Raw genomic sequence first — 13,757 nt, forward strand, 5'->3', positions numbered from 1 at the left:
TTGGTTCACTGCGTTCAGCGTAGCTGTTTATGGCTGTACCGATTCCGCGCGCACAGGATCTACACGAAACGGTCAAAATTCCGTGAAATATCAACTTGGATTCAGGTTTTCACGCGCGGGGCCGAAATCCTAACAGACAAGCCCTAATAGCGCTGTCGCGTTATTCGACTTGGGTCGCGTATGCCCGCCCACGAAATCGTGGTTGGATGCTGGCGGTGCTTTATTACAAGAAAAAGAATCCGGAGTGACAGCGTTATGAACAGCTTGCGCAGTGTGTCGATCAGCCGACGCTTGTGGCTCATTTTGATTGTGGCGGTGGTCATGTTGCTGACCTTGGGCGTGTTGATGCTCAAGCAGATCCACGACGACCTGTATCACGCCAAAGCCCAGAAAACCCAACACGTGGTGCAGACCGCCAGTGGCCTGCTGAGCTATTACCACGACCTTGAAACGGCCGGCACCCTGAGCAAAGAGGCCGCGCAGAAGCAGGCGCTCACCGCCATCCGTGGCTTGCGCTACGACCAGAGCGATTACTTCTGGATTAACGACCTCACGCCCGTGATGGTCATGCACCCGACCAACCCGAAACTCGAAGACCAGAACCTCTCGGCGATCCGCGATCCGGACGGCTTTGCGGTGTTCAACGAGATGGTCGCCATCGCCCGATCCAAAGGCGCCGGCATGGTCAATTACCGCTGGCCGAAACCCGGTGCGAGCGAGCCGGTGGCCAAGACCTCCTACGTCAAACTGTTCGAACCGTGGGGTTGGGTGCTCGGCTCCGGGGTTTACGTTGACGACGTTCAGGCGGAATTCCAGGGCCAAGTGATCAAAGCTACGGTCATCGGCCTGGTGATCGCCGTGATCATGGCGCTGCTGGTGATCCTTATCGCGCGCAGCATCGTTCGTCCGCTGCAGGAAACCGTGAACGCCATGGCCAACATCGCCAGTGGCGAAAGCGATCTGACCCGTAGCCTCGATACTCACGGCAAGGATGAAGTCACTGAGCTGGCGCATCACTTCAACGCGTTCACCGCCAAACTGCGCCGAGTGATCGGCGACTTGCAGGTGTCGGCCAGTGCCCTTGGCCAGTCGTCCAGCGAGCTGGGCAACGATGCCACGCAGGCGCAGCAACGTAGCCAGCAGCAGTCGCAGCAGATGGAGCTGGTAGCCACCGCGATCAACGAAGTGACCTACGGCGTGCAGGATGTGGCGAAAAACGCCGAGCATGCCGCTGCCGAAATGCGTGACGCCGAAGCACAGGCGCAACAGGGCCAGATCAACATCGACGGCAGTTTGCAGCAGATCGACCGGCTATCCGGCACCATCGACCAGGCCGTGGAGGTGATTCGCACCCTCGCCGCCGAGAGTACACAAATCGGTAGCGTGCTGGAGGTGATCCGCTCGATTGCCGAACAGACCAACCTCCTCGCCCTCAACGCCGCCATCGAAGCAGCGCGGGCCGGCGAGCAAGGTCGCGGCTTTGCCGTGGTGGCCGATGAAGTGCGCCTGCTGGCTCAGCGCACGCAGAAGTCGACCGCAGAGATCCAGTCGATGATCGAGCGCTTGCAGAATCATTCCGAGGCAGCGGTCAAGGTCATCGGCGACAGCAGCAAGGCGTCGCAGCTGACCATTGAGCAGGCCGGACTGGCTGGGGCAAGTCTGAATGCCATCGGCCAGGCCTTGCGCAATCTCAATGGCCTGAATGCCTCGATCGCCAGCGCCACCCTGCAACAGGCGCACGTGGTCGAGGACATCAATCAGAACGTGACTCAGGCGGCCGGGTTATCCCATAGCACGGCGCTGGCGGCAGAACAGTCGAGCGTGGCCAGTGTGAGGCTGGGGCAGTTGAGTGAACAACTGAACCAGTTGCTGCGCCAGTTCCGCGTCTGACCGCAATCACAATGAGGGCGTCAGCCTGTTAGCCATCAGCTCTGTCAGACACCCATTCAGTGTCTGACAGACCACCATCACCATCGCCAGCAGCTTGGTTCACACAGAACTTCGTGGGGCGACGTTTAATCCGCCAACAGCGTTTTTGGGTACAATCCGCCCCCTCCTCAATTCCTCCAAGGAACCCACATGTCCGGGCTTGAACTGTTTGCCGCCGCCCTCGGCGTGATCGCCGTCTGGCTGACGGTCAAACAGAATCCATGGTGCTGGCCGATCGGGTTGGTCATGGTGCTGCTGTACAGCTGGATCTTCTATGACGTGAAGCTGTACTCGGACATGTTGCTGCAAGTGATCTACGCCGCGCTGCAAGTCTACGGCTGGTGGCAATGGACCCGGGCCGGGACGATGCACGATGGCCGTGAAGTGAGACGTCTTGATCGACGTTCGCTGCTGATCGGCCTGAGCATCGGCGCCGTCGGCAGCGGGCTGCTTGGCGCCGCCATGGCCCACTGGACCGACGCTGCACAGCCGTGGCTCGACGCAGCGCTCACCGGTTTCAGCCTGGTGGCGCAACTGTGGATGGCGCAGAAACGTCTGCAATGCTGGGTGTTGTGGTTTGTGCTCGACGTGATTTTCGTCGGCCTCTTTCTTTATAAAGGCCTGTACCTCACGGCGGCCCTCTACGGGTTGTTCACGCTGATTGCGGTTCAGGGCTTTCGCGAATGGCGCGCCGACCCGGCGTTGCGCCCATGAAAGTGGTGGTGCTGACCGGCCCCGAATCCACCGGCAAGAGCTGGCTGGCAGCGGGCCTTCAACAACAGTTCGGCGGCGTGCGGGTGGACGAATATGTACGCTGGTTCATCGAGCAGAATCCGCGTGACACCCGCTTGAGCGATATTCCCCAGATCGCTCGAGGCCAGTTGCAATGGGAAGATCAGGCGCGTGCGCAACGCCCCTCGCTGCTGATTCTCGACACCCACCTGCTGAGCAATATCCTCTGGAGCCAGACGTTGTTCGGCGATTGCCCGGACTGGCTGGAACCGGAACTGCTGGCCCGGCATTACGATCTGCACCTGCTGTTGTCCCCGGAACACATCGACTGGACCGACGACGGCCAGCGCTGTCAGCCGGATCTGGACCAGCGCCTGGCGTTTTACCAAGCCACGCACAATTGGCTGCAAACCCATCATCAGCGCTATCAGGTGATTCAGGGCGATTGGGCCGGGCGTCAGGCCCAGGCCTTTGCTGCGGTGGCGGATCTACTGGCTGCCTGACCCGGCTTAACGCGCGCCTTTCCCCTGTTGGTTCTCCCTGTTCTGAGGGCAAAGTGTCCGTTCCTGAAACACTCGCCCGAGTGCAAAGTGGCCGTTTCAGCGGCATTCTTCGCTTTGTCACACGAGGTGTTACACCAGTGAAACACCTCCGCGCAAACCCTTGTTCCAGAGCTTTATGGCGCCAACAGACGACCTCACAGCCGGGTGACTGTATCAGCGTTGAAACAGATTATGTGTCATTAGCGCACACCTTTCTCACAACCCATTGAATTTAAAAAACAATTCAAAAGCGGCACAGCTTTCGCTCTCTCCTTCCCAACGCTGACAAGAGCCAGCCCACTGAAGAAGGAATTGCCGCCGTGGGGAACTTCAATAAAGGCCTGACCTGCCTTCTGCTGATTGGATCGGCAGCCAGCACATTCATCAGTTTCAACGTTCAGGCCGAAGGCAATGGCGTGATCGTTCTCAACCGCGACGTCCAGCCCATTCCCATCGGGCGCAGCGGCGGCAAAGACCCCTATCCAACCACGGTCAATGCCAACCCTTCCAGTCGAATCAATCAGGCGATGACCAGCACCGAACTCAATGACGGTGAGTTTGCCAGTGTCGCCAGCGGCAGTTCGATTCGCAGCAATGTGATCACGCCGAACTCGGACATGCCCGGCATGAACGTACTGACCAACCCCAACGGCCTGCCAGGCATGAGTGGCGGACACGGCGGCGGTGGCGGCGGCACGATTTCCAACACGATCAATCGCTCGCTGAGCAGCGGTCTGGCACCGCTGACCCGCATGGCTGGAGGCCAATGAGATGAATCATTCCCTTCTGCTGCTTGCCCTTTTCGGCTGTGCCGGTGCAATGGCCGCCGATCCCGTTTCAGTGAACAACGCCGACATTCAGGACACCGGTATCCAGTACCGCGGCAACTTCAACGTTAACCAGGCCGCCGGCGACCAGATGCAACAGACCAACACCAAGGCGATCGCTATCGGCACCAATGCCAGCGCTACGACCATCGTCAGGCAAACACTCGATACACCTGCCAACCCGTCGATGAACGCCAGCACCACCATTGGCGGCAATTCTTTCAGTAATGGTAACGGGATCCTGGGTGTGAACCAGGGTGCCGGTGCCAACAACCAGATGGCCAACGTGACACGCGTCAGCATCAGTGCTGCCCCGCAGAGCGTTGACGACAGTGCCCTTTCACAACAGAACGTGGCGCTTTTACCGAGCTCAGGAGCAACTGGTACCTCATCCGGCAGTCGCCAGGTCACGACAAGTGATCAGGCCTTCACCGGCAGCCGAGGGGTAATCCAGGTGAACCAGAGTGCCGGGGTGGGGAACCGAATGGCTAACACCCTGAGCATCCGGGTCGCAGACTGACCCAAACAACAAAAGCAGTGCAATTAGAAAGTACCAACACTTAACCAACTAATAAGCACGATGGAGAAACACCATGAAACCTACAATGGCTCTCAAACCACTGGTTTTCGCACTTGCAGCAGTGATGGCAATCGCAGCACAGGCAGGCGGTCGTGATGACGATCATGGTAACGGGCACGGCAATGGTCATGGCAACCATGAACCAAAAGGCCCTACCCTGGAACAACTTCTGCAAATCGGCGCCGGCGCTGGTGCTGCCGTACTCGACACGCAGAACAGCGATGGCAACCTGGTTGGCAACCAAGGCACCAAAAATGATGCCTCCGTTCGCGACTCCGCCAATGGCACCAACGGCAACGTCGGCATGAACAACACCGCCGGGGATGGCAACCAACAAGACAACGCCGCTGCACTGGCAACTGCCGACGAAAGCTTCATCTTCGGCAGTGCCGTGTCCGTTTCCAGCGCGACTCAGGTCAACAACAACAACGCGGTTGCCAACTACTCCACAACCAACAATGCCAGCCTCAACAACGTGGGTAACGGTGGTTCCGGCAACATCGGTGTGAACAACAGTGCCGGCAACTTTAACCAACAGAAAAACAACCTGGCCATCGCTGTATCCGGTGGTCGTGTAGCTAACGCTGCTGCCGCTGCCAACCAAAGCTCCACTGGGTTGACTGTGTCCAACAACGGCACTCAAACCTACAAAACCGATACTCTGAGAGGCACCTTCACCGCTGCCGGCGCATTCGTGGCAGCTGGCAAAGCGACCATCGAAGGCGACAAAGGCCATGGTGGTGGCGGTTATGGCGACAACGACCGTGGTAATGGCGGCTACGGCGGCAGCAAAGATCAGAAAGCGACCTTTGAAGCTGTCGGCATCTTCGGTCTCGCTGGTGTAACCACGCAACAAGTGCTGACCCCAGACGGCTGGAAAAACCCTGTGACCAACAATGCAAACATCTCCAACGTTGGTAACAACTTCTCCGGCAACGCTGGTTACAACAACGCCGCAGGTGTTGGCAACCAACAAAGCAACTCGCTGTCCATCGCTGCAGGTTGCAAAGCCTGCATGTAATCGCGATCGAAACGAAAGCCCCGGAAACGGGGCTTTTCCTCAGTCCGCAAAGGCGTATCGATCATGCGTAAAACTGCCCTTTTCGCTCTGCTTTGTGTCTGTGGCCTGACTCAGGCCGGTCAGATGCCCGTGGCTGCCCTGCCCGGTGGCACGCTGATCTACAAGGACGTGCAAAGCATTCGTGAGCGCAAGTTTGCCGACATTGTCGAACAGAAAACCGATTTCAGCTGCGGCGCTGCCGCACTGGCAACGGTGTTACGCCAGGCCTATTGGCTCGACGTCGATGAGGAGCACATCATCAAAGGCATGCTGGTCAACGCAGACCAGGACCTTGTTCGTACTCAAGGGTTTTCCATGCTCGACATGAAGCGCTACATAGAAAGCATCGGCATGCGCGCCAGGGGCTACAAGATCCCACCGGAAAAACTCGACGCTGTAACCATCCCGGTGGTGGTACTGATGGAAATTCGCGGCTACAAGCATTTCGTCGTGCTGCAGCGTTCGGACAAGGATTGGGTTTACATCGGAGACCCGGTACTCGGCCATAAACGCTACAAACATGATGACTTTGTCAAAGGTTGGAACGGCATCGTTTTCGCCATCGTCGGTCCCGGATATGACAAGGCCAACGCCTTGCGTAGCCCTCCTGTACCGCTGACGGCCAAGAACAAGCTGGATGGCTTCAACCCGGTCAAAGATGCTGAATTGATGGACTTCGGGTTCATACAGAGCGACTTCTTTTAATCGCCGATTATAAAGAATGGGGCTGGATGTCCCGGGAGCAGCAAATGAAAACCTCATACTGGCTGGCCGCCGCCTGCCTGGCAGCGAGTGCGTCAGGCTATGCCAATGCAGGATTCAAACCTATCGAGATACAGGACAAGGAGTTGTCCGAACTACGTGGTCGTTACGTCATGCCGGGGCGGATTATCAGCTTCGGCATTGTCATGAGCAGTACCTGGCGCAACGCCAGTGGCGATCTGATCGGGGCTTCGACCTCGATGCAACTTCAAGCTGCAACGGTAAAACCTGAATTCTATGTGCAAACGATCAAGGAACACGGCAACGGCAGCACCCTCGCGGCGGGTACCGGCACGATCTCCGGTGGCGCCGGCCTCAACAGCAGCCAGGGCGTGACCCAGAGCGTACGCGCCGCCGGTGACGGCAACACCGCCAATAACAATGTGGCCATCAATGTAAAAGAAGCCAACACCCCTCCACCACTGGCGCCCGCACAAGGCCAGGCCCTGATGGCCGGGCAGACCATCGGTGCCAGCAACGCCGCCGGCAGCGTCGCCGTTTCGGCCTCCGGCAGTGGCGTGCAGATGGCGATCCAGGCCTCGGGAAACCAGGGCACGGCGCTGCAACAAGTCGCTCAGGGTGGCTTGCTGCAGAACACGCGCTTGCTGGGCAGTGCCAACGTGGTCAACAACATGACTCAACTCAACGTCGTCCTGAACAATAACGGTATGAGCGCCGGTGCACTGGACTGCAACCTGACTCAACTCAGGGCACTACGCAATATCGGATATTGAACTACGCTGAGTCTCGATCATTGGGCTTAAAGGGACGGCTTATTCATGTATCGATCAGTATCACTGCGTGCCGCTGTATGTTTGAGCACACTTCTACCTGCAGCAATGCTGCAAGCGGCACCGGACGCCGACGTAGAGGCCCTGAAACAAGAGCTTCTGGAGCTGAAGCAACGCTACGAAGTACAACAAAAGGCCCTGGCGGTGCTCGAACAACGGGTCCGCCAGGTCGAAGACCAGCCGGCGGCACCGCAACCCAAACGTCTGGCCAAGTCGCCGTCTGACATGAAAGGCAATCCCAAAGTGGCTACCGGTACCGGTGCCGCCGCAGCGTCGGGGGGCGCGGCTGGGGGCAGTGGTGCTTCTTACGGGCAATCGCTGGCAGACGATTCGCAACCGGCACAGAGTGTGTCCAACCTGTACGACGAGGCCAGCGGCTTCTTCGGCGGGGGCAAATTCAGCGTTGAAACCGGCATCACCTATTCGCGCTACGACACCCGTCAGTTGATCCTCAACGGCTTCCTGGCACTGGACTCGATCTTTCTCGGCAACATCAACCTGGACCGGATCAAGGCCGACACTTGGACCCTCGACCTCACGGGTCGCTACAACTTCGACAACCGCTGGCAGTTCGACCTGAACGTGCCGGTGGTCTACCGCAGTTCGACTTATCAGTCCGGCGGCGGCAATGGCGGCGCATCCAACGTCACCACCGAACAGGACGTTGATCGCGATCCAACCATCGGCGACGTCAACTTCGGCATCGCCTACAAGTTCCTCGACGAGTCGGTCAACACGCCGGATGCCGTGGTCACCTTGCGCGTCAAGGCGCCTACCGGCAAGGATCCGTTCGGGATCAAACTGCGCCAGACCGACGCCAACTCCAACCTGTTCGTGCCGGACACCCTGCCGACGGGCAACGGCGTCTGGTCGGTCACCCCGGGGATCTCGCTGGTCAAGACGTTCGATCCGGCCGTGCTGTTCGGCAGCTTGTCCTACACCCACAACCTGGAGGAATCGTTTGACGACATCAGCTCCACCGTCAACCAGAAAAACCCGGGCAAGGTGAAGATCGGCGACAGCTTCCAGATCGGCGCCGGTGTCGCGTTTGCGCTGAACGAGAAGATGAGTATGTCGTTCTCGATGTCTGACCTGGTGCAGCGCAAGAGCAAGCTGAAACAGGATGGCGGCGATTGGCAATCGGTGGTGTCCAGCGACGCCAACGCCGGTTACTTCAACGTCGGCATGACCATTGCAGCCACCGACAACCTGACCATTGTTCCAAACCTGTCGATCGGTCTGACCGACGATGCCCCGGACTTTTCCTTTAGCCTGAAATTCCCGTACTACTTCTAAAGCCACAGCAAAAGATCGCAGTCTGCGGCAGCTCCTACAGAGATTACACATCTCTCATGCAGGAGCTGCCGCAGGCTGCGATCTTTTGATCTTCGGCGTCTAGCGAATCTGATGTTTATGCAGCAGGCGATAAAACGTCGGCCGTGAAACCCCCAGTACCTTGGCCGCAACGCTCAGGTTATCGCTATGCCGGTTCAACACATCGCACAGCGCCTGGCGTTCGGCGCGAGTCTTGTAATCTTCCAGGGTGCCCATCGGCGTGGCGATCGAGTGCTGGCTGATCAGTCCCAGATCGCGGGCTTCAATCTGCCGGCCTTCAGCGAGCACCAGACCGCGACGCACGCGGTTGGCCAGTTCCCGCACATTGCCTGGCCAGTCATGCTTGCCCATCGCGATCAACGCATCTTCGCTGAAACTGCGCGGGCGTCGGCCGGTTTCGTGGCTGTAGAAGTGGGAAAAGTGGTTGGCCAGCATCGACAGATCGCCGTGGCGTTCGCGCAACGGCGCCGTGACCACTTGCAGCACGTTGAGGCGGTAATACAGGTCCTCGCGAAAGCGTTTTTTCTCGATAGCGGCTTCGAGATCAACGTGGGTCGCCGCCAACACCCGGACGTCGACCGGGATCGGCTGACTGCCGCCCACGCGTTCGATGTGTTTTTCCTGCAGGAAGCGCAACAGATTGGCTTGCAATTCCAGCGGCAGGTCACCGATTTCATCGAGAAACAGCGTGCCACCGTTGGCCGCTTCGATGCGCCCGACCTTGCGCTGATGCGCGCCGGTGAAGGCGCCTTTCTCGTGACCGAACAGCTCGGACTGAATCAAGTGCTCGGGTATCGCCCCGCAGTTGATGGCCACAAACGGTTTGCTGTGACGCTGAGACTGACGGTGCAAGGTGCGCGCGACCAGTTCTTTACCGGTACCGCTTTCGCCGCGAATCAAGACCGGCGATTCGGTCGGTGCCAGTTTGCTGAGCAACTTGCGCAGCTCGCGGATCGGTTTGCTGTCACCCAGCAATTCGTGTTCGGGCTGGTCGACATGAATCGTCCCCTGCCCGCGCAAGCGCGCCATGCCGAAGGCGCGGCCAAGAGTGACCTGGACCCGCGACACATCGAACGGCAAGGTGTGGAAATCGAAGAACCATTCACAAACGAAGTCGCCGACGTTCTGCAGCCGCAAAACTTCCTGATTCAGCACGGCAATCCATTCGGTGCCACTGCGGCTGATCAGTTCCTTGACGGCTTCGGGTCGCTCGAGGTGAAAAGGCTGCAAGCGCAGCAAGCCGACATCACAACTGCGGTCGGCAGCATTTTCCAGGGTACAGCTATCGACATCCCACCCTACCGCGCGTAAACCGGGCAATAATCGGTGACAGTCGTCGCAAGGATCGACCACCAGTAAACGTCGTAACGCAGGCGCTTCGCTCATGACTGTTCCTTGGCGCCAAATTTTAGGAAAAGGTTTTAAAAACAGTCATTTGGCAGACCTGGCTGTAACATTAGCAAGAATTTGACAGGACCTTGTATCGTTTGCTTATAGGCGTACAGGCGAACTAGTTATAAGCAGCGGCTTTGTTAGTTAGCTATCGACTGATTTGTGCCATGAAGCTTTCATCCAGCTTACAAAAGCACTCATAAAACCAGCGATATGAAAGAAAGTTGAAATTTCTTTGTGACATGTGTGACCTGTCAGAGGGTTGCGTGCATCAGTACAAGTAACCAGCCGAACGGTAAGCCCAACCGACGGCATATCACTTGATTGGGCACTACAGAGAGAAGACCCCATGACCGCCCCGCTCCGTATCAACGAAGCTCTTTTGATTGCCAACCACGCCTTTAAACCTTTTCAATGCGTGGCCTGGGCTCCACAAGACGGCAATGGCGAACTGAGCCTGACCGTTATCGACCGCACCAACTCGCACATCGGCCGCAAACAGATTCCGAGCAGCGCCTACTCCGACCCGGCCCAACTCGAGCAACTGCTGCAACAGGCTCGCGCCGAACTGAGCGAAGAAGGTTACATGCTGCAATCCTGGTCGATGCCACATTGATAGCGGGATGCTGCGGATAACTTTTCAGTTATCCGCCCGCTTCCTGTTAGTTGCCATAGCGATTTAATTTCGCGTACGCCTGTACAACTTTTGCAACGGGTTCAAGCGTAACTGCTTGGCAGGCTTGCTATTGGTTCAAAAAGACACTGTTCTGGCACAGTGTGACCCTCCACCTGTTAGTTCTTACAGTTGTACTTCCTGCTGTTCAGGGATTGAATGTTCCGCTCATGCAGTTTGCCGGCCGGCTCGCGGCGTTGGTCAACTCGCAAGGAGAAGCGTGCATGTCCAGCCTGAACGCCTATGCCCTCCCGACGTTATCGAATAATGCCGGTCAACTCGACAAGACATTCGCTGGCAGCGGTGTCGCTCAGGTGTACTTTGCCGGCAGCCTGTCCAGCCTGACACAGGGTGTCGCACTGGATGCCCAAGGCCGAATCCTTGTGGCGGCGAAAGTCGGCATCGCCGAAGGCAGCCGCTTCGGCCTGGCACGTTTGCTCGCCGATGGCTCCGCCGATCTGACCTTCGGTCATCAGGGCAGCGTGATCGACGCGTTTGCCTCAGGCTTCGAAGCCTCCGCCAGCAAGGTGCAGACGCTGCCTGACGGGCGCATCCTGTTGGCCGGCCTGCATTATGAAAACAGCCATCGCACCTTGCCCGCCCTCGCCTTGTTCGATACCCACGGTCATCTGCAGCAGTCCTTCGGCGATAACGGCCGGCAAATCGTCCGTCTGCCAGGCGAGTTGTCCATGGGCACCCGCGACAGTTGGCTGCCACCGGGCGTACCGGGCGCCGAGGCCTGCGACTTCGCGGTCCAGCCAGACGGGCATATCCTGCTGATCGCCAATCATCACTTCGAACTCGCCGACCATGCCGGCATATTGATCCGCCTCAAGCCCGACGGGCGCCTGGACCAGTCGTTCAACGGTCGAGGCTTTGTCATGATCCGGCATCTCTTGCTCAATACCTGGCTCAGTAGCCTGCTGCTGCAGGACGACGGACGTATCGTGGTCGCCGGCTCCATCGACTTTCCTCAGGAAGGCCTGCTGGCGCGTTACCTGCCCGATGGTCGTCTGGACGAACGTTTCGCAGTGGACGGCTTCCTTGCATTCAAGGCCCACGGCAAAAGTGCACTGGTCAGTCAGGTGCTGGAATCCGCCGAAGCGCTGCATTGTTTCGGCAGCAGCCGCGATCCGATCCGTTGCCTGGCGCTCAGCCTGCACACCAACGGACGCCCCGACCAGCACCACAACGCCGGCCTGCCACAGCTGCTGGAAATCGGCTCCAGCGGTTGTCAGTGGAGCGCGGCGCAGCGCATGGCCGACGGCCGCCTGATTGCGGTCGGCGCGACCATCGGCGGGTTCGAGGCTGATTTCATCGTCGCCCGCTACTGCCCTGACGGTCATCTCGATCCGAGTTTCGGTGAAGGTCGCGGCTGGTTGCGCACGCGCCTGGGCCGCAGCCTGGACACCGCCAATTCGCTGGCCGTGCAGGCGGATGGTGCACTCCTCGTCGGCGGTTATTCGCTGGATGGCAACTACCGGGCAATGGTTGCGCGATACCTCAATCAGTAATGCCCCCTTGGCAGCGCCTACGGTATTGAGGAACGTGTTTCGCCATTCACGACTTGAACTTGTCAGACACATCCGGCAACTTGCTCGCTTCTAAATACAAGGAGCAACCGATGTCCGGTTCAATGGCCCAGGCGTTCGCGCATAATTTTCTCGGGCACTCGCCACGCTGGTATAAGGCGACCATCGTCGGATTCCTGATTCTCAACGCCCTCGTGCTGTTCACGGTGGGTCCGGTCGCCGCAGGCTGGTTGCTGGTGATCGAGTTCATCTTCACCCTCGCCATGGCGCTCAAGTGCTATCCGCTGATGCCTGGCGGCCTGTTGCTGATCGAAGCGCTGTTGCTGAAGATGACCACCGCGCAGGCGCTTTACGATGAACTGGTGCACAACTTCCCGGTAATCCTGCTGCTGATGTTCATGGTGGCGGGCATCTACTTCATGAAGGATCTGTTGCTGTTCCTGTTCTCGCGACTGTTGCTCGGCGTGCGTTCGAAAGCGATCCTCGCGCTGATGTTCTGCTTTTTGTCGGCGTTTCTGTCGGCGTTTCTCGATGCCTTGACCGTGACGGCGGTGATCATCAGCGCCGCAGTAGGCTTTTATTCGGTGTATCACCGCGTCGCCTCAGGCAATGACCCGCGTCAGGACAGTGAGTTTGGCGACGACCAGAACCTGCCGAAGCTGCATCACGAAGATCTGGAACAGTTTCGTGCGTTTCTGCGCAGCCTGTTGATGCACGGCGCGGTCGGCACCGCACTGGGCGGCGTGTGCACGCTGGTCGGTGAGCCGCAGAACCTGTTGATCGGCCATGAGATGGGCTGGCACTTCGGCGAGTTCTTCCTGAAAGTCGCGCCGGTGTCGCTGCCGGTGCTGGCGGCGGGTCTGGTGACCTGTGTGTTGCTGGAGAAGCTGCGCTGGTTCGGTTACGGCACGCTGCTGCCTGATAACGTGCGCGCCGTCCTGGCCAACTACGCCGCCGAAGACAACGCCGAGCGCACGGCGCGCCAACGCGCTGCACTGTTGGTGCAAGGTGCCGCGGCGCTGATTCTGATCGGTTGTCTGGCGTTTCACGTGGCGGAAGTCGGTCTGATCGGCTTGATGGTGATCGTGCTGATCACCGCGTTTACCGGGATCACCGACGAGCATCGTCTGGGCAGTGCATTCAAGGACGCGATGCCGTTTACCGCGTTGCTGGTGGTGTTTTTTGCGGTGGTGGCGGTGATTCACGACCAACAACTGTTCGCACCGCTGATTGAGTGGGTGCTGGCGCTGCCGGCCGATCAGCAACCCGGCATGCTGTTCATTGCCAACGGCCTGTTGTCGGCGATCAGTGACAACGTGTTTGTCGCCACCATCTACATCACCGAAGTGAAGCAGGCATTCCTCGCCGGCCACATGAGCCGCGAGCATTTCGAGACGCTGGCGATTGCGATCAACACCGGCACCAACTTGCCGAGCGTGGCGACGCCCAATGGCCAGGCCGCGTTCCTGTTCCTGCTGACGTCGGCGATTGCACCGCTGGTGCGCCTGTCGTACGGGCGGATGGTGTGGATGGCGTTGCCGTACACCTTCGTGATGGGGTTGCTGGGCTGGTATGCCGTGAGCTACTGGCTGTAATCACAGC

Annotated in this window: 13 protein-coding genes; 12 read left to right on the forward strand and 1 reads right to left on the reverse strand. The window is 58.7% G+C overall.

Annotated elements, in window-relative coordinates; all coding sequences use genetic code 11:
* Positions 1-255: 255 nt before the first annotated feature.
* From ACXX9E_RS20315 to fapF, 9 genes are all read left to right on the forward strand, one after another.
* Positions 256-1,890, forward strand: a complete 1,635-nt coding sequence (locus ACXX9E_RS20315) for a methyl-accepting chemotaxis protein (protein ID WP_458556060.1) — start codon at positions 256-258, stop codon at positions 1,888-1,890.
* Positions 1,891-2,079: 189 nt separating this feature from the next.
* Entirely contained in the window at positions 2,080-2,643 is a 564-nt protein-coding gene (pnuC, locus tag ACXX9E_RS20320; protein ID WP_458556061.1) for a nicotinamide riboside transporter PnuC, read from the forward strand.
* Positions 2,640-3,164 carry an AAA family ATPase gene (locus ACXX9E_RS20325; protein WP_128615494.1) on the forward strand — a complete coding sequence of 175 codons (525 nt, stop codon included), beginning with the start codon at positions 2,640-2,642 and terminating at the stop codon, positions 3,162-3,164. The genes pnuC and ACXX9E_RS20325 overlap by 4 nt, the downstream gene beginning before the upstream one ends.
* 359 nt (positions 3,165-3,523) lie before the next feature.
* Complete coding sequence (gene fapA / locus ACXX9E_RS20330) at positions 3,524-3,973, forward strand: functional amyloid chaperone FapA (RefSeq protein WP_458556062.1); 450 nt, start codon at positions 3,524-3,526, stop codon at positions 3,971-3,973.
* 1 nt (position 3,974) lies between these two features.
* On the forward strand, positions 3,975-4,550 hold the full coding sequence (fapB, locus tag ACXX9E_RS20335) for a fibril amyloid subunit FapB (protein WP_128615491.1): 576 nt from the start codon (positions 3,975-3,977) through the stop codon (positions 4,548-4,550).
* A gap of 73 nt (positions 4,551-4,623) precedes the next feature.
* A complete protein-coding gene (gene fapC / locus ACXX9E_RS20340) occupies positions 4,624-5,631 on the forward strand; it encodes an amyloid-like fimbrin subunit FapC (protein WP_186746918.1) in 1,008 nt (335 codons plus the stop codon).
* Positions 5,632-5,694: 63 nt separating this feature from the next.
* Positions 5,695-6,375: a fibril amyloid maturation endopeptidase FapD gene (gene fapD, locus ACXX9E_RS20345; protein WP_186746915.1), complete on the forward strand. Its 681-nt coding sequence runs from the start codon at positions 5,695-5,697 to the stop codon at positions 6,373-6,375.
* Positions 6,376-6,419: 44 nt separating this feature from the next.
* A complete protein-coding gene (fapE, locus tag ACXX9E_RS20350; protein WP_267801880.1) occupies positions 6,420-7,166 on the forward strand; it encodes a fibril amyloid subunit FapE in 747 nt (248 codons plus the stop codon).
* 45 nt (positions 7,167-7,211) lie between these two features.
* A complete protein-coding gene (gene fapF, locus ACXX9E_RS20355) occupies positions 7,212-8,519 on the forward strand; it encodes a fibril amyloid transporter FapF (protein WP_186746911.1) in 1,308 nt (435 codons plus the stop codon).
* 99 nt (positions 8,520-8,618) lie between these two features.
* Here the strand turns inward: fapF and ACXX9E_RS20360 are convergent, their stop codons facing one another.
* Positions 8,619-9,944 (reverse strand): sigma-54 dependent transcriptional regulator, encoded by a 1,326-nt coding sequence (locus ACXX9E_RS20360; RefSeq protein WP_016983762.1) that lies wholly within the window; start codon positions 9,942-9,944, stop codon positions 8,619-8,621.
* Between the two features lie 355 nt (positions 9,945-10,299).
* Here ACXX9E_RS20360 and ACXX9E_RS20365 point away from each other — a divergent pair, with 355 nt between their 5' ends.
* The 3 genes from ACXX9E_RS20365 (at position 10,300) to nhaB (ending at position 13,750) form a co-directional block, all read left to right on the forward strand.
* The gene (locus ACXX9E_RS20365) at positions 10,300-10,566 is read left to right on the forward strand and encodes a hypothetical protein (RefSeq protein WP_123468967.1); all 267 of its coding nucleotides are present in this window, start codon (positions 10,300-10,302) and stop codon (positions 10,564-10,566) included.
* Between the two features lie 281 nt (positions 10,567-10,847).
* Positions 10,848-12,137 (forward strand): NHL repeat-containing protein, encoded by a 1,290-nt coding sequence (locus ACXX9E_RS20370; RefSeq protein ID WP_186746908.1) that lies wholly within the window; start codon positions 10,848-10,850, stop codon positions 12,135-12,137.
* A gap of 110 nt (positions 12,138-12,247) precedes the next feature.
* Positions 12,248-13,750 (forward strand): sodium/proton antiporter NhaB, encoded by a 1,503-nt coding sequence (gene nhaB / locus ACXX9E_RS20375; protein WP_186746906.1) that lies wholly within the window; start codon positions 12,248-12,250, stop codon positions 13,748-13,750.
* Positions 13,751-13,757 lie beyond the last annotated feature (7 nt).

This window comes from Pseudomonas sp. GNP014 (assembly GCF_054344005.1).